Source organism: Methanosarcina flavescens (genome assembly GCF_001304615.2).
Classification (GTDB): Archaea; Halobacteriota; Methanosarcinia; order Methanosarcinales; family Methanosarcinaceae; genus Methanosarcina; species Methanosarcina flavescens.
This window is the reverse complement of sequence record NZ_CP032683.1, coordinates 417,947-434,907: the sequence shown is the minus strand read 5'-3', so window position 1 is coordinate 434,907 and position 16,961 is coordinate 417,947. Positions and strand designations below refer to the sequence as shown.

Sequence of the window (16,961 nt, the reverse complement as noted above, 5' to 3'; positions counted from 1 at the left end):
TATTTTTCGAAAACTTCAAGTATTTATATTTATCAGTAACGTCTATTCAACAACGTTCGAATATGTGAGCTAACCATGGTGTATAATAATAATCAGAACATAGACGAGTCTTCGGGGAAGATGGACGATCCCGCTCAAAATATGGGCGAGTCCATTCAGGACGTAGACAAGTCTGCGGCCAACCAGAAGAGGGATGAGTCCGGTAGGGGTATGACTGAGCCTGAACCCAACCAGATTAAGGCCGCGTCTGAGTCCGATCAGGACATGGACGAAGATGAAGATATTGACATTGGCTTCCATTTTGAAGATACTTCTAATATAGATGTACCCAAACTTCTTATCGACCAGGTGCTGGGGCAGGAGCATGCCGTAGAAGTCGTGAAAAAGGCAGCCAGCCAGAGACGGCACATCATGATGATAGGGACCCCAGGAACAGGGAAATCCCTTCTTGCAAAAGCAATGGCAGAACTTCTTCCTAAAGAGGAGCTCAAGGATATTCTTGTATACCCTAACATGGAGGACCTGAACAATCCCAAAATAAGGGAGGTTCCTGCCGGAAAGGGCAGAGAAATCGTCATGGCTCACAAGATGGAAGCTAGGAAGAAAGCCCAGGCCAGAAATATGCTTATGATGCTTTTTGTTGTGGGCATTATTATCTACTCTTATTTTGTTGCCCAGTTACTATGGGGTATTATTGCAGGCATTATGATTCTCATGTTAACCCGCCAGTTCTTGCCTAAAGAAGAAATGATGATTCCGAAAATGGCGGTTTCCAATTACGATAAAGAGCACGCACCCTACATCGATGCAACCGGAGCTCACGCAGGAGCCCTGCTCGGCGATGTAAGGCACGACCCATTCCAGTCAGGCGGGCTCGAAACCCCTGCTCACGATAGGGTAGAGGCAGGAGATATCCACAAGGCCCACAAGGGTGTACTCTTTATTGACGAAATCAATACTCTCAGGCTGGAATCCCAGCAAAGTCTTCTGACTGCGCTGCAGGAGAAGGAATATCCAATTACCGGGCAGTCCGAGAGAAGTTCGGGAGCACTTGTCAAAACCGAACCTGTACCCTGTGACTTTATCATGGTCTCTGCAGGAAATCTGGATGCCGTGCAGAAAATGCACCCTGCGCTCAGGTCGAGAATAAAAGGCTACGGTTACGAAGTATACATGCGGGACTCGATGGAAGACACTCCCGAGAACCGGAGGAAATTGGTCCGCTTCGTGGCTCAGGAAGTTGTCAGAGACGGTCATATCCCTCACTTCGATGAAGGCGCAGTAAAAGAAGTGATTCGTGAAGCCAGAAGGCGGGCAGGCAGGAAAGGACACCTTACTCTCAAGCTGCGTGACCTTGGCGGTCTTGTGCGTGTGGCAGGAGATATTGCCCATTCCGAAGGCGCTCCATTGACAACTGCAGAGCACGTACTTGCGGCAAAGAGAATTGCAAGATCTATTGAACAGCAGCTTGCAGACAGCTACCTGGAACAGCGCAAGGATTACGAGTCCTTCCTCAGAAAAGGTTCTGCTGTGGGCAGGGTTAACGGGCTAGCAGTCATGGGCGGAGACTCAGGGATTGTACTCCCTATTGTATCCGAAGTCACTCCTGCAATCTCCGGAGCCGAAGGAAGAATTATAGCAACAGGCAAACTCAAGACGATTGCAAAAGAAGCGGTGCAAAACGTCTCTGCTGTGATTAAAAATATGACCGGCACGGACATCTCCAGGCATGATGTCCATATCCAGTTTGTAGGAACCTACGAAGGTGTAGAGGGAGACAGTGCATCGGTTTCCATTGCAACTGCTGTTATATCTGCAATAGAAAAGATTCCTGTGGACCAGACTGTAGCAATGACAGGTTCCCTTTCAGTCAGGGGTGATGTCTTGCCTGTAGGCGGAGTTACCTATAAGATTGAGGCTGCGGCCCAGGCCGGCTTGAAGAAAGTCATTATTCCTAAAGCAAATGAGGCAGATGTTCTTATCGAGAAATCATATAGGGAAAAGATTCAGATTATCCCTGTTTCCTCTATTGCTGAGGTAATGGAACACAGCCTTGTAGGTCCGAAAAAGAATTCAATTATTGAAAAACTTCGATGTATTACAAGGCTCAGCTTTGATATTCCTGAAGTTTCACCTGCTACCGTACAGGCTAAGAATCTTTTTGGGTGCAGGAACTGATTATGACAGATATTATGCAGGATATTAAATTTTATGACTGCAGGGTAATTGAGGGTAGTTCTACCTCAATTATTCTGGATAACGGAAAAATTGAGGAGATCTCCAGAAACTTCACAAGAGGAGCCGGCGTAAGGGCCCTCTGTGGAGGTTCTTGGGGTTATACCTCGGTAGAAGGGGATATCGACCTTAAAAAAGGAGTCGATGCTGCCTCAAAACTTGCTTTTTCTATGAATGCCAGTACCCCAAAGGAAGATGTAGAACTTGCGGTCATAAATCCTCCTGAGGTGAAGGACCTTCCTGAAATCAGGATTGACCCGAGGGATGTCTCTATTGAGGAAAAAGTCGATCTTTTAAAGAGCATAGAAAACAGTGCAAAAGTAAAGGGCGTTAACAGTACCAAAGTGATGTACCTGGAATCCGAGTTTAAAGTCGAATACAGGAGTTCAGATGGTATTGAGTCGGGTTATGAGCTTATGAACGTCGGTTTTGTAGTTTCTGCGGTTGCCTCCGAGAACGGCGTGTATCAAGCAGGCAGGGAGAGCCGTTTTGGGTACGGATATGAGCTTTTTGAAAACGAAAACGTTCTGGAACTTGCTGGCAAGGCAGGAAATACCGCAGTTGAACTTCTCAATGCGAAAACTCCTAAAGGCGGAGAAATGCCTGTAATTCTTGATCAAGAACTGGCTGGCGTCTTTGCCCACGAAGCCGTTGGACATGCATCCGAGGCTGATCTTGTCCTTGAAGGAGATTCTATTCTTGAAAACAGAATCGGAGAACAGATTGCATCTCCCCTTATTACGATTATCGATGATCCTACCCTTCACGAATTCGGATACTATCCTTTTGATGCCGAAGGGGCACAATCAAGAAGGACAGAAATAATCAAGAACGGAGTCTTTAATTCCTATCTTCATTCCCGTGAAACCGCAGCAAAACTCGGAGGAACTCCAGGGAATTGCAGGGCCCAGGGTTATTCCATGCCCATTGTCAGGATGAGCAATACCTTCATAGATAACGGGGATGCCAGATTTGAAGAAATACTTGAAGAGATAAAGGACGGGATGTATCTTATAGGGTCCAGAGGAGGACAGGTGAATACCGGGGAAGGAATTTTTCAGTTCAATGCTGAGAAAGGATACCTTATAAAAAATGGAGAACTCGCTGAACTTATAAAGGATGTTTCTCTCTCAGGTAAAACCCTTGAGATACTCAACCACGTAGTTCTTGTAGGCAACGACCTGAAAATGACCGCAGGGAGATGTGGAAAAGCCGGGCAGCTTGCACCAGTATCAGATGGTTCTCCCCATCTGGCTATCTCAAAAGCCCTTGTTGGAGGTGCCTGAATATGTACGAGCTTGCAAGGAAAGCTCTCAGGCTTGCGGAAAGTGCAGGGGCCGAAGAAGCAGAGATCTATTACGCTGCAAATCGCTCAACAGGCGTGAACTTCAAAAAGGATGCCATAGAACATGCTAAAGACCGTTTTTCGGAAGGTATAGGAATCCGGGCTATAGTGAACGGAGCCGTTGGCTTTGCCAGTACGAATTCAGCAGCACAGATAGAAAATGCCGTAGAGGTCGCTGTTGCCGAAGCAAAAGTAAGGGAAAGCGACCCTGATTGGGTGAGCCTTCCTTCTAACGGGAAATATCCCACGGTTTCTGGTATTTTTGATAAAAAAGTTGAGGCTCTGGAACTTGAAGCCTGTATTGAATATGCCCTTGCCCTTATTGAAGGCACAAAGGAGGTTCCGGGCACACATCCGACTTCAGGAGGCTTTAACCGTGCAAAAGGTAAGCGGCTTATTCTGAACACAAACGGCATAGAGATAGAAGAGGAATCAACAGCTGTTTCCGGTTTTGTAGATGTCATTACGGTTAACGGGCAGACTTCGACAGCTTATGACTTTGCGGTATCGCGTTCTCTTGATATTGATTTCTTCGCCCTCGGAAAGAATGCAGCCGAACTTGCATTGAAGTCTAACGGTGGTATAAAAATCGAACCTCAAAAGACTGACGTGATTTTCCATCCGTTTGCTTTATCCGACATTATTGAGGAAGCGCTTGCCCCTTCCCTTGATGCGGACAATATCCAGAAGGGAAGATCAGGTTTAATAGATAAACTCGGGGAAGAGCTGGCAGTACCGGAACTGAATATCTATGATGACGGGCTGGTTGAGGCCGGAATTGAAACTTCAGCTTCGGATGACGAGGGTGTACCTTCGCAGCGCACCACTGTAATTGAAAAAGGCGTGCTTGAGACTTATCTCTATGACAGTTATACCGCAGGAAAAGCAGGCGTAAAGAGCACAGGAAACGGCTCGAGGTTTTCTTATACAAGTCCACCTTCCGTAGGGCTCAGGAACTTTATTATCGATTACCCTCAGACTGATGTTATTGCTGATACCCAGTCCGGGGTCTTCGTAAATACGGTAATCGGCGCACATACTGCAAATTCAATTTCAGGAGATTTCTCCGTAGAAGCCAGAAATGCCTTCACGATTAAAGACGGGGCTCTTGATAAACCTGTAAAATCGCTAATGATTTCGGGCAATGCCTTCGAACTCTTAAAGCAAATTACAGGGGCAGGCTTTGATGTCAGGAAAGTCGGAGGAATAATTACGCCTTCTATCCGGGTTTCGAATATGAGCGTGGTAGGTTAAAGGCTCCTCAAGAGCCTTTTTTCCAATATTTGTTACGTTTATTACTAATGATCCAGGGTTTAAAGATAGCTTTCTTGATTATTTCGCCTCTTAATCGAATACAAACGAAAGTCTTTTATTCTTATCGTTTTTCGACTTTACCTGGATTTTTCGCCTTTTACAACAAGCACAGGGGTCTTTGAATGCCTGATAACGTTTTCGGCCACACTTCCAAGCAGGAACCTATCAAACCCTGTTTTTCCAAGTGTTCCCATAACTATCAAATCCATGCCATTGTGCTCTGCAAACTCTACGATTTCTTCTGCCGGATGTCCTTCAAGTATTACTGATTCAACCTCTACGTTTGCAGCTTTAGCGATATCTTCCACGAAAGCTGTAGCTCTTTTCCCTTCAGCTCTGAAGTTTTCCATGCTGGCTCTCACCCATCCAAGATCCCTTGCAGTATAGGCCACAGGGGTTACTACATATACGGCGTATACTTTTGCTCCGCTTAGTTTAGCAATGTCAATTCCAGTTACAACTGCTTTTTTACCTAATTCTGAACCGTCGGTTGCAATCATTATTCTTTGATAAGCCCCCCCTCTCATACCAATCCCCTCAATTAGTTTATTTTAGGCTCTGTTTTAAGCTTCTGTTTTTTAAAATGTTTCCATAGGGTGTGTTTTGATAAATATGTTTTAATAAAACTCAATTTGAGAAAGAATTTTTCCCTTATTTCTCGGCTTCGCCTTTTACGACCATGACCGGGATCTTTGAATGCCTTATCACCTTCTCAGCTACACTCCCGAGTAGGAATCTGTCAAGCCCAGTTCTTCCAAGTGTTCCCATAACTATCAAGTCCACGCTTTCCTGTTCTGAAAACTCCAGAATTTTGTCTGCAGGATGCCCTTCAAGAATTACGGGTTCAACCTCAATGCCTGCGGCTCTTCCGGCATCCTCAACAAAATTAATAGCTTTTTTCGCTTCCAACTCCAGAGATTCTCTCAATGATGCTTCCCAGCCGAAATCTCTAGGAGTATAGCCTGCAGAAACGATGACGTATACAGCGTAAAGCTTTGCTCCTGCGAGTTTAGCAAGCTGGATTCCTGCGTCAATTGCTTTCCTTGCATTCCTTGAACCGTCGGTTGTAATCATCACTTTTGTATAACTCTTGCCTTCCACATTAAGATCCCCTGGTCATTATACATCTTTATATTATTTTTAAATTCGAGTTTTTGCATTATACTCTTGCATTAGAGTTTACTGCAGCTTTTAAGTAATGACTTTTTTCTTTAATTCTTTCTTTAATTTTTATATTACAACTTTTATTCGACAGATTCTACTTTATATCCTTTAAATTATTATATCATGCTATACTTGGAGAATCATATGAGATGAATTAAATAAGCCGTTTTATATCATTAATACTTTCTTAATGCTTCTTTAATCTTTTCTAACATTTTATAGCATTATTTTAGCAATGTTTTAATAATATTTTAATAACATTTTAATAATGTTTTATATAATCAAGAGGACAAAAAAATCCTTATAATCCGATCGCTTCATGATTGTTTTAGCACAAAAAGATAATACCTTTTTGAGACACCAAAATACATATATATAGCTTAACCTACAGAGGGGAGTAGTGAACGGGTGAACTCAAAATCAAATATTATTGACAATAATTATATCCAACATATTTTAACCTCCTTCAAAAACCCCCGTTCACTGCTGTGTTTTTATATCTTTACTAAGTTTATACAAGTAATTTTTAGTTATTCTCTCTATTTTTCTTCCTTTTAAATGATCTTTTCTATTTTTTATAGGCTCTTTAAAGAGAGTTTTCCAGCAAATTCTATACTATTAATTACTTTACCCGAAATTCCGGTGCTGATGACCCTTACATTGGTAATTTCTATATAGCTTACTTTTGCCTTTCCTATATTATGCAATACTTAGTAGTAATAACAGGATTGCAAGCCTTACGAACACGCTTATTGCAGTCGAGTACACGACAATCTGAACACCAAGGCGCGTACCGAAGATCGCTACTTTACTTGGGATCTGGCTGCGAAGCGCAAAAATTGGGAGCATAAACATACTGCCAAGCATGAGCACAATCATAGCCTGTATGTTTGTTATCTCCCCTGAGTGAATCATGGGACCCAGAAGTGAGATTCCAAGGATAGGGCTGGCTACGTAGCTTGTCAGCGGGACAATTGACACAGCAGGGATTTTAAAAATCTCAGCAAGCGGCAGCACGCTGAAAATTTCGAAGACTCCTTGTTCCTGAAGTACGAAGACAATTGTAGTTGCAATAAGGTAAACCCCTGCAATCTTTAAAAAAGCCCTGAACTCTTTCCTGAAAGCCCGGCTAACTGCAGTTTTTATGGATACCTTCTTCCTGGCTTCCGGCTCAAGAACCCTGCAGGAGTTGTCTTTAAGAAACAATTTGCTTGCAATCACAATTACCAGGATTTTAACCACTGCAGTGACTATAAACACAAGGGAATAGAATCCCCCTACCACAAAGCCGAGAGCAGGCAGGACTACTGGAATCTGGTAGGTGAAAAGTTCCCGAAAGTAAGCAGGTGTAGCATTCATCATCGAGCAGAGCAGGACTTCCCTGTCCTCCAGGCAATTTTCTTTCTTTGCCTGGAAAAGCATGCTGTTTGCAGCTACAGTAGACCCTATTGATACCAGGAAGGCTGAAGCACAGGTATCGGGCAGGTTGGTGTAGGCGAAAATAGGGCTTACAAGTTTTGAGAACTTCTGCATTAGACCCAGTTCTACAAGTATACCTGTGCCTACAAGCCCCACAAAAATCATTGCAAGTACGGGAAGCACAAAATCAAGTACCTGGATTAAAAGGTCTATCATTGTTAGTTATTTGTATAGGGATGTAAATTAATATATCCGGAAAGGCTCTTGGACTCTTTCTTTGAAAAATTTTAGTTTTTATATGTTTATTTGCCTTATCCGGCAGTTTCTCCTCTTACGACAAGTACTGCCTTTTTCGAGTGCCTCACCACATTTTCAGCCACGCTTCCCAGCAGGAATCTTTGAATTCCAGTTCTTCCAAGTGTACCCGTAACAATAAGGTCAATATCGTTTTCTTCAGCAAAATCGACAATCTCATTCGCAGGATTTCCTTCCAGAAGTACGGATTCGACATTAACATTTTCAACTTTCGCCAGGTTTTCGACATAAGTGGTCGCTTCCCTGCCTTCGGTCTTGAAATAATCGAGAGCGACTCTCTCCCATCCTACATTCCCGGGATAAGTTATCGAAGGTCCTCCATAGTTGATTACATACACAGCATACAATTTTGCTCCGCTTATTTTTGCGATTTCAATTGCTGTTTCGACTGCTTTTCTGACATTTTCCGAACCGTCGGTTGCAACCATTATCTTCCTGTAAATACTGCTTATCATGCCTGACTCCCTATTTTTAAGTTCCCCATTTAATAGGAAATGCTACTTTAATACTCTTATTCGGGAAAGGAACGATGGCGCAAGCAGACTCTGTTGTCCGGAGCAGAATGCGCCAGTCGATTTAGTTTATTTTAAGAGTTCCTGAACATTTCCAGGTTATTTCAGCTTTTAACTCTCTTCCGTCTCGAACAAAGTAAGGGCATGTGTTGGGCAGGCTTCTACACAGGCAGGCAAAACCCTGCCTTCACAGAGATCACATTTTATTCCTGCTTCAACCTGCCTGTTAATCACTCCGTGATTGGAGTTCATGGAACTGGTCCAGCAGCCCATAACGAGAATCATCTTGTATAGAGAAATAAAGCGGGGGCATACCGTAGAACAGGCCCAGCAGTTTACACAGCATTCAGAGTTATGAGTTACCGTACTGGTAATCTCATCCTGGCAGAGAGCTTCTGTAGGGCAAACCGAAACGCAGGGAGCATCCTTACAGTGGCGGCAGGTAATGGGGAGAGAGGTTTCAATGTCAGGTACGTACTCCAGATTAATGCGTTTTTTGGGGGCTGGCTTTTCTCCTATAGCCGAAAAAAGATTCTTGCTCTCGGAATGTGCAACTGCACAGGCAATCTCACAGGAGCGACAGCCCAGGCAACGTTCGGGCCAAATCATTATATCTCTCATTGTAAATCATCTCTCTGAGGTCAGTCCCAGTGCCTTTCCTTTCTCTGTAATCAAACCCAATGCCTCTCTTTTTCCGTCAATGTGCTCAAGCATCAGGCCCGCCGCTTTGAAAGGATCGGGCTCAACAGCGAAAGTTGCTCCGATCACATCGTTTAAGCCTCCTGTCAGAAGGGACGTAACAGCCTGACTTCCGAGCACCGCCGGAGCAGTACCTAGCACAGTGAATACACCCGACGAAACCACATAAGCCCCGATACTGACTGCTTTTTCGCTCATCCATTCTGGAGCCGCTCCCGCTGCCGGGAGGTCACTTATGTCTACGCCCAGGCAGTTTGCAAGCGCAGATGAAAGCACAAGGATACGGCTGATATCAACACAGGAGCCCAATGTGCAGGACCGGAGGTATGCCAAGGGCTTTACAGACAGAATTCAACCCGTCGCCCGCAAGTTCGGAAGCTTCCGGCAAAAGCAGACCTGCCTCAGCACAGGCAATTGCATTGCAGCCAGTTGTCACCACGAGCACGTTGTTTTTGATCAGTTCCTTAACAAGATTAACATGCCCGTAATTATGCTTCACTTTTACATTGTTGCAGCCGACAACAGCCCCGACTCCTCGAACTGCTCCACTTTTTATCGCTTCAATGAGAGGATCAGGGGTTCCTCCAAGCGCATTCAGGATGGCTTCGACACTGAAACCGACCATGCACTCCTGCTTTTCATCAGGTATGGTAACCTTTTCCGGAACTCTGTTAGGGAAGTTCTCGACGGCTGCTCTTACGATCTCTTTTGCAGTTTCATAAGCCCTATCTTCGTGAAATTCCATTCTTACAGTATTTGGAAAGTCAGCTTTTGGGGATGTAGATATAAATTTCGTATGATAGCAGCCTGCAAGCTCTCCAAGTGACGGCATGACACACTGGACATCTACTACCATAGCCTCTACAGCGCCTGTAATTACTGCAAGCTCCTGCTGGAGGAAAGTTCCTGCCATGGGAGTCCCGTGGCGCATCAGGGTCTCATTGCCAGTGCAGCAAATCCCAGCAACGTTGATGCCTGCTGCACCTTTTTCTTCTGCGAGCTCAAGAAGCTCGGGATCTTCCGCAGCTTCCACGATCATTTCTGAAAGAATTGGCTCATGCCCGTGGACGATTACATTTACTTTATCCCTGGACAGCACTCCCAGATTAACAGTACTTCTTCTCGGCTGCGGAGTTCCGAAGAGTATATCCTGGATATCGGTGGCGATCATCGAGCCTCCCCAACCGTCCGAAAGCCCTGTGCGCAGCCCTTGCAGCAGGATATGGACTGCATTATTATCCACACCCATGTGGGTTCTGTGCATGCACTCCACGATTTCCCGGTCAATTCCCCTTGGCTCTATTCCAAGTTCTGCCCAGAGTTTGAGCCTTATCTCGGGAGCTCTTCTGGTACACAGGATGGGTCCTTCCTGTTTTCCAAATTCCAGAAGCAGTATGTCGGCGAGTCTTGCTGCTACTTCCTCAAGGCTTCCCCCTTCGGAGGAAATTCCATATTCCGACGCAAGGGATAACAATTTTGCTGTGTCTTTTATTCTATAACTTTCAGCCTTTCCCTCACTCATTTTCTTGAAGGTCAGCACCGTGTCTCTTGCATGATCGGAATGAGCCGCTGCACCTGCAGCAATTGATCTTAGGAGATTTCTTGCAACTATGATATCTGCGGTAGCACCGCATATTCCCCTGTCGGCTTCTTCCCCGAAAGGATCTATCCGGCATGGACCCATATTGCAATTCCGGCAGCAGATTCCTAGCTGTCCGAAGCTGCACTGAGGTAATTGCTTCTCATACCTTTCCCAGGCGGTTTCAGCGCCTTCTTCTTTGGCTTTCTGAAGCATGGTTAGGGTTGCAGGGTCAATGCTTCTCTCGTATACTTCCTGTTCCATCTCATATCCCAAAATTTTCTTTATACTTTTTGATCTATCCGTGATTTTAGGTTCCAGTACTCGGATTTAGGCAACTAACTTCCTTAAATAATATTAATCTTAAGTATATGTTCCTGAATTAAATAGCCCGAGCGCTTCTCATTTTTCTGAGATAACATTCCGGTTCCTGATCCCGTGCTCCATACCTGGTAATGCGTTCTATATGATCTAAAACCGGCTAATCCAGAAACCCTTCAGAATTATCAAATGATACTGTTTTATAAACTTTTTGAAAATGCCGCATTTCGCCTCATATATAAAGTAGTAATACCCGATAAAACTTATAAGAACTGAAATCATATGTGCCGGTAAATATAGATTACATTAAATAAGAGGATGCGTTGTATACCGTAAATAGCAGGATAAACTCACAGGATTAAAAGAATGTGAGGAAAACAATAAAATATTCGACTATAATAAAATTCTCTCTTCCCTATAGGAAAAGCGGCTTTAGCGGTGAATTTTAGTGAAAAAAGATCTTATGGATGTTCTGGCTTGCCCTGTATGCAAGGGCGACCTGATTTTGAACGTTGTTGAAGAAAATAAAGAAGAGGTCGTCTTAGGAACCCTGTATTGCCCCGTATGCAAGGAGCACTATCCAATAGATGAGGGAATCCCAAACCTGCTTCCTCCTGACCTCAGGAACTGATGTGGGGGTTAAACTTGCAGCAGATATTCCAGAATGTTATTATTAACCGACAGGAATTAAACTCAATTGAGTTTGAAAAGGAAAGCATCGAGATTCCTCTTTCTCCCGGAGGAGAAGAGACCTTTGAGATCCTGATAACAAACTACGGGTCCCCTACTCATATTCATCTCTCGGTAAGTGATGAATTAAAAGGCCAGATTACTTTTCTGAGGGATAACCCGTATGTGCTTCAAAAAGAGTACATTTCCGCAGTTGCAAGAATCCCGCAAGAAGGAAGGATACTAACCAAAGGGCAAATCTATATCACAGCAGGTTACGGATCAAGAAAGAAAGGTTTCTCAGTTCAGCTTGGAAAGACGGACTCAGAACCGCAGGAGCATCCGAGGGACGAAGCCTATGTAGTGGATGAGGAAGAGGAACTGAATTCTCAAAAGCCTGCAAAGAGGATCTCTGGTTCCAGATCTGCAAACGGGTCTAGAGGGTTTTCGTCTTTTATCCGTAGAGGCTTTACAGGAGGATTTCCGGCTTCAGCAGGAAGAAGAACTTACAGGAATGTAGGTGGGAACGAAAGACTTTCTTTGAATATGGCTTTCGGAGGCATTTTGTTACTTATAGGTCTGTTCTTCCTCTACTTTATTCTGCCATCAGGTCTGCAATTCAAAGTTAGTTTTGTGCAGTCGCTTTTATTTTCAATCCTGTTTGTGACCTGTATGACATATATCCTGCTAAAGATTGCAGAGGAAGGTTAAACCCTTATAAAAACTCATTTCTATCCCATTTTACACCTGTTAACTCGGGTTTACAGTCGAGAAAAGCATGGTAACTATTCAAAATATTCATAATCAAGGGATCACCAAATTACCTGGAAAAATTGTACTTTTTTGTACTTTCCTCTCCTTCTCTGGGTTTTTTCTGCTGCTAAACTTCACATAAATATTCTAAAATAATCAGAAAGGTTATTCGTCTTTATGCAGATCTATTCTCTTACTTCCACTTCTTATTTGAGCCTTTACTTTTTTAGAAGTAGAGAGTGTTTTTATACAATGAGGATATTGGTATTGTGTTCGTACCAGAGGATTAATGACAGATATCTTAAAAGTTATTAATTTGATCATTTTCCTGTCTAATTCAACATAATTATCTTTTAGTCTGAAACAGTTATTAGGAAAATCATTGAGGAAGCTACCCATGAAGTATATAGTAGTTACCGGTGGAGTGATGAGCGGGCTTGGAAAAGGCATTACCATCGCATCCATTGGCAGAAATCTTAAAAACAAAGGTTATAAAGTTACAGCTATCAAAATCGACCCTTACATCAATATAGATGCAGGCACCATGAGCCCCTACCAGCACGGGGAAGTCTTCGTGCTCAAGGACGGAGGTGAAGTCGACCTGGATCTTGGGAATTACGAGCGTTTCCTTGATACGGAACTTACAAGGGACCATAACCTTACTACAGGCAAGATTTACCAGGAAGTAATTTCCAAAGAAAGAAGAGGAGACTATCTTGGAAAAACTGTCCAGATTATTCCCCATGTCACAAATGAGATCAAAAGCAGGATCAGGAAGGTTGCAGCCCGGAGCGGGGCCGATATCTGTCTTATTGAAATAGGAGGCACAGTTGGGGATATTGAGAGCATGCCTTTCCTTGAGGCTGTACGCCAGATGCACAGGGAAGAGCCTTCCGAAAATATTGTGTTCATTCATGTGACCCTGGTTATGGAAGACCTTCAGGGTGAGCAGAAAACCAAGCCTACCCAGCACTCTGTAAAGGAACTCCGAGCCCTTGGTCTCAGCCCAGAAGTGATTGTTGCAAGATCTAAAACTCCTCTTCAGGAAAATACCAAAGAAAAAATTGCGCTCTTCTGTGACGTGCCTCAGGAACTGGTTATCAGCGCCTATGATGCCGGCGACATTTATGAGGTGCCTCTTTCGATAGAAGAGCAGGGCCTGACCACCCAGCTTATGAAACACCTGCAACTGGAGTCCAGCGTCGAAAACGGCGGGTGGAAAGAGATGGTCGCAAAGATGAAGTCCACAACCGATACGGTTAGACTGGCAATTATAGGTAAATATACAAATCTTGAGGACTCTTATCTCAGCATCCTTGAGGCTCTTAAACATGGAGGGATTGATAATAAGTGCAGGGTTGAAGTTAACATGGTTGAAGCCGAGACCCTGGAAGAGAACCCTGCCGAAATTGAGAAGCTGAGACAGTACGATGGGATTCTTATTCCGGGCGGCTTTGGAGAGCGCGGCACTGAAGGGAAAATACTGGCAATCAAGTTCGCCAGGGAAAACGATATTCCGTTCCTGGGAATTTGCCTGGGCATGCAGCTTGCAGTCATCGAGTTTGCGAGGAATGTGGTTAAACTTGAGAATGCAAACAGCACAGAGTTTGACGAAGATACTCCTTATCCTGTGATTGATATCCTGCCTGAGCAGACCTGTGTTGCGGACATGGGCGGTACAATGCGCCTCGGGGACTATGAGGCTATCCTTAAAGAAGGTTCGATTGCCTCAAAAATCTATGGGACCAATTACATTGTGGAGCGGCACCGCCACAGGTACGAAGTTAACCCTGAGTTCGTGGACAAGCTTGAGTCCTTTGGTATTGTCTTCTCCGGTAAAAACAAAAACAGAATGGAGATTGCTGAGATCCCTGGCAAGCGTTTCTTCTTTGGCTCACAATTCCACCCCGAATTCAAGTCAAGACCGGGCAGACCGTCTCCCCCATTCAACGGGCTTGTTGCAGCAATGTGCAAATACAGGAAGGAGAGAGAAGGACAATAATGCCTGTACATACATCACAACTTCACTAAAATTATGAAGGTACGCACTATGGCAATGTCTAAAAAAGATATGGAGAAAAAGAAGAACGCTAAGAGAGAAAAGATTGCAGAGCTTGAAAAACTTGCTTCCTCAGGCAGCAAGGATGCTAAGAAGAAGCTTGCAAAGGCAAAGAAGAAAAAATAATCCTTAATAAGTGTTCCTTTTCTATGTAGTGTGTGAGAAGGTTCCGGGATAATTCCCGCCGTTCCCACCAATTTTATTTTGAGAATTTTAAATAAGTATTCTACTGATTTATTTCTTGTCAACTTGAAATATTCCGTTCTTTATTCAAAATTCTCAGAACTGCTTTTTGTCATGAATCTGTTAAACTCTTTCAATAGATTAAAAAAATATATATGTCTGAAGCCTGTTAACCTTTTAAAACTTATTGTAAAATTTATGAATCTTCGAGATAAAAAATGAATAGAACAAAAGTAATCATGGTTATAGGTCTTGCATGTATTGCTATAATCCTGAGTATTTATGAATATCATAACCAGGTAGCATTTAAAGTGATTTTTCCTGATGGTAAAAGTTACACAGATAGAGAAGTTCAGGCTAAAAATGAGGTTGTAGATAATATATCCACTAATATAAGTTATACTGACGAAGAACTACAGGCTTTGTATCAAAGATATAATATTACAGAAAATGACCTCAAATTTGCCAGGGGTGAACTTCCAAATTATCTGGAAGGCACAGTTTTGCAAAGTACCACAAGAGCGCTGGTCACTGAGACAGGCGAGCCTCCAGAAGGCTTGAAAGAAGGTGTGGACTATGATGTGGTGGTGAGCGAACAGGAAATGTTAAGAATTATAAGGGAGGCAGAGGCAGCCTATATTGAGAAATATGGGGTAGATCCGTCAGATCCAAAACTTGATAGTTACAATGGATATCTTCTCCCGAAAGAAGAAGTAAGGAGATTGGTATCTCTCAATATAGTTACAGTAATAGAATAAAAATAATTAAACTTTTTAATTCAGTTTTTAATTTAGTCTTAATTTAGATTGTCCAGACCCGTATTCCTGTTTCAAGGCTTTAACGCTAGAGTAATATTGATTAGGTGATCAAGTGAAGGTTAGAAAGTTGAGAACTCCTTTAATAACCATTTTTACATTTTTTGCGCTGATAGTTATCCAGTTGTTTACATTTTCCAGTGTTCAAGTAGCCAGCGCAGCCTCAGATGAACAGGAGATCGAGGCATTAATCCAGAATTTTAATTCTCAGGATGTAAACCTTAAAGCGGATTCAGTAAAAGCCCTGGTTGAAGCTGGAGGAGCCTGCAGTAGAACCTTTAATCCTGTCACTGGATTCCAGAGACCCGGAAGTCCGTGAAAATGCAGCTATTACTCTCGGCAAAATAAAGGATGAAAGAGCTGTGCAACCACTCATTAAACTGCTGACGGATCAGGAGTGGGAAGTTGAAAGTGCTGCAACTAACGCTCTTGTTGAGATAGGAGAACCTGCTGTAGAACCTCTCATTAAGATCCTACAGGATGAAAACGAAAATGTGTTTCTCCAGATGAAGGTCACTGCAGTCCTTGCTGGGATAAAAGATGAAAGAGCAGTTCAGCCCATGATTAAGGCACTCAAAGAAAAACCGGAGCTTCAAGCAGATCTGGGTTATAATCTTGGTCTGATGGGTGAACCAGCCGTAGAGCCTTTAATCACAGCCCTTGGTGACGGAGACCCCAATGTCCGGGTGCGTGCGGCTGAAGCACTCGGTAGGATTGGAGGCGAACGTGCAATTGGGCCGCTTACAACCGCTCTGAACGATGAAGATGAGACTGTTCGCGTATTTGCAAAACTGGGGCTTAAAAGCATTGAAGCTCAAAAGAAAGATACATTAATTGCAACTTACGGATGAAATTCTGAACCATCGAATGAGCTATTTATCAAAAGAAAGATACATTAATTGCAACTTACGGAAAGGAGCGGGAGTTCTATATTGAAGACCAGAGACGAGAATGGTACAAGAAACTCGATACAATCTGCAAAATTGCGAGAAATTATATGGAGCCTTACACTTATCCCCAAGGACCAGTTATAAGCTATGGTTGGGGTATTGAAAACCGTGTAGGAGTAGGAATTCTGGAAGGTTCGGAAGTTAACAATTCTACCCTTGATAATATCCATGAAGTATTTGACCAGGCAGGAAAAGAGATTGGAGTTGCCGATGTGCCTGTTGCGTTCAAACATGAAGGATTTGTTCAAGTAGATGAGGGAATCGTAGAGAAGGCAGTAGACGACATCGAGAAAGCCGAAGAACCATCAGGAGCTGAAGAAACTAACAAAACTGAAGGATCGACTGAAGATACACGGAAACCCGTGAATGTTTCTGGTCTCGGAGCAATATTTACTTTGTTAGTGATTTTAATTTCAGCCTTCATTCTAAAGAGGCGTTGACCTGATTTTTCTGATTAAGGATTGAGGCATATGCATCCTGTGATAAAAAATTCATTAATTCTCGCATTACTCTTATTTTTTTCTTTATTTGCTTCTGTTTCAGTTGCTTCTGCGACCGATATAGTTCTTGACACCGAACATCACCACCTTGGGGATAATTTTAAAGAAGAATTGAACCCTGGTGACCCG

The 16,961-nt window shown here is 43.4% G+C and carries 18 protein-coding genes; 11 read left to right on the top strand and 7 right to left on the bottom strand.

The features are described from left to right. Positions 1–75: 75 nt before the first annotated feature. From lonB to AOB57_RS01850, 3 genes are read left to right on the top strand one after another with little or no spacing between them, the layout of a single operon-like run. On the top strand, positions 76–2,178 hold the full coding sequence (gene lonB, locus AOB57_RS01860; RefSeq protein WP_054298051.1) for an ATP-dependent protease LonB: 2,103 nt from the start codon (positions 76–78) through the stop codon (positions 2,176–2,178). Between the two features lie 2 nt (positions 2,179–2,180). Further along, positions 2,181–3,521 (top strand): TldD/PmbA family protein, encoded by a 1,341-nt coding sequence (locus AOB57_RS01855; protein ID WP_193726273.1) that lies wholly within the window; start codon positions 2,181–2,183, stop codon positions 3,519–3,521. 2 nt (positions 3,522–3,523) lie between these two features. Further along, entirely contained in the window at positions 3,524–4,834 is a 1,311-nt protein-coding gene (locus AOB57_RS01850) for a TldD/PmbA family protein (protein WP_054298053.1), read from the top strand. A 137-nt stretch (positions 4,835–4,971) separates the two neighbouring features. Here the strand turns inward: AOB57_RS01850 and AOB57_RS01845 are convergent, their stop codons facing one another. The 7 genes from AOB57_RS01845 to cooS form a co-directional block, all read right to left on the bottom strand. Further along, a complete protein-coding gene (locus AOB57_RS01845; protein WP_054298054.1) occupies positions 4,972–5,421 on the bottom strand; it encodes a universal stress protein in 450 nt (149 codons plus the stop codon). A gap of 124 nt (positions 5,422–5,545) precedes the next feature. Further along, positions 5,546–5,995 carry a universal stress protein gene (locus tag AOB57_RS01840; protein ID WP_226999594.1) on the bottom strand — a complete coding sequence of 150 codons (450 nt, stop codon included), beginning with the start codon at positions 5,993–5,995 and terminating at the stop codon, positions 5,546–5,548. A 762-nt stretch (positions 5,996–6,757) separates the two neighbouring features. Further along, entirely contained in the window at positions 6,758–7,693 is a 936-nt protein-coding gene (locus AOB57_RS01835) for a nucleoside recognition domain-containing protein (RefSeq protein ID WP_054298055.1), read from the bottom strand. Between the two features lie 95 nt (positions 7,694–7,788). Further along, on the bottom strand, positions 7,789–8,247 hold the full coding sequence (locus AOB57_RS01830; protein ID WP_054298056.1) for a universal stress protein: 459 nt from the start codon (positions 8,245–8,247) through the stop codon (positions 7,789–7,791). A 168-nt stretch (positions 8,248–8,415) separates the two neighbouring features. Next, on the bottom strand, positions 8,416–8,913 hold the full coding sequence (locus tag AOB57_RS01825) for a 4Fe-4S dicluster domain-containing protein (protein WP_226999593.1): 498 nt from the start codon (positions 8,911–8,913) through the stop codon (positions 8,416–8,418). Between the two features lie 18 nt (positions 8,914–8,931). Then, positions 8,932–9,336: a hypothetical protein gene (locus AOB57_RS14780; RefSeq protein ID WP_264371715.1), complete on the bottom strand. Its 405-nt coding sequence runs from the start codon at positions 9,334–9,336 to the stop codon at positions 8,932–8,934. Further along, the gene (gene cooS, locus AOB57_RS01820) at positions 9,296–10,846 is read right to left on the bottom strand and encodes an anaerobic carbon-monoxide dehydrogenase catalytic subunit (RefSeq protein ID WP_264371714.1); all 1,551 of its coding nucleotides are present in this window, start codon (positions 10,844–10,846) and stop codon (positions 9,296–9,298) included. The genes AOB57_RS14780 and cooS overlap by 41 nt, the downstream gene beginning before the upstream one ends. A gap of 505 nt (positions 10,847–11,351) precedes the next feature. On the opposite strand from cooS, the gene AOB57_RS01815 reads away from it, so the two are divergent. The 8 genes from AOB57_RS01815 (at position 11,352) to AOB57_RS14395 (ending at position 16,772) form a co-directional block, all read left to right on the top strand. Continuing rightward, positions 11,352–11,534: a methytransferase partner Trm112 gene (locus AOB57_RS01815; protein ID WP_054298058.1), complete on the top strand. Its 183-nt coding sequence runs from the start codon at positions 11,352–11,354 to the stop codon at positions 11,532–11,534. Positions 11,535–11,548: 14 nt separating this feature from the next. Beyond that, complete coding sequence (locus tag AOB57_RS01810) at positions 11,549–12,283, top strand: DUF7524 family protein (RefSeq protein WP_054298114.1); 735 nt, start codon at positions 11,549–11,551, stop codon at positions 12,281–12,283. Positions 12,284–12,722: 439 nt separating this feature from the next. Beyond that, positions 12,723–14,327, top strand: a complete 1,605-nt coding sequence (gene pyrG, locus AOB57_RS01805) for a glutamine hydrolyzing CTP synthase (RefSeq protein ID WP_054298060.1) — start codon at positions 12,723–12,725, stop codon at positions 14,325–14,327. Between the two features lie 54 nt (positions 14,328–14,381). After that, positions 14,382–14,510, top strand: a complete 129-nt coding sequence (locus AOB57_RS14775; protein ID WP_264371713.1) for a hypothetical protein — start codon at positions 14,382–14,384, stop codon at positions 14,508–14,510. A 275-nt stretch (positions 14,511–14,785) separates the two neighbouring features. Continuing rightward, positions 14,786–15,325 carry a hypothetical protein gene (locus AOB57_RS01800; protein WP_054298061.1) on the top strand — a complete coding sequence of 180 codons (540 nt, stop codon included), beginning with the start codon at positions 14,786–14,788 and terminating at the stop codon, positions 15,323–15,325. 127 nt (positions 15,326–15,452) lie between these two features. Continuing rightward, positions 15,453–15,701, top strand: coding sequence for a hypothetical protein (locus AOB57_RS14405; protein WP_226999592.1), 249 nt, complete (start codon positions 15,453–15,455; stop codon positions 15,699–15,701). After that, the gene (locus tag AOB57_RS14400) at positions 15,631–16,233 is read left to right on the top strand and encodes a HEAT repeat domain-containing protein (protein WP_226999591.1); all 603 of its coding nucleotides are present in this window, start codon (positions 15,631–15,633) and stop codon (positions 16,231–16,233) included. Before AOB57_RS14405 ends, AOB57_RS14400 begins: the two co-directional genes overlap by 71 nt. A gap of 146 nt (positions 16,234–16,379) precedes the next feature. Further along, positions 16,380–16,772, top strand: a complete 393-nt coding sequence (locus AOB57_RS14395) for a hypothetical protein (RefSeq protein WP_226999590.1) — start codon at positions 16,380–16,382, stop codon at positions 16,770–16,772. The last annotated feature ends 189 nt before the right edge of the window (positions 16,773–16,961 follow it).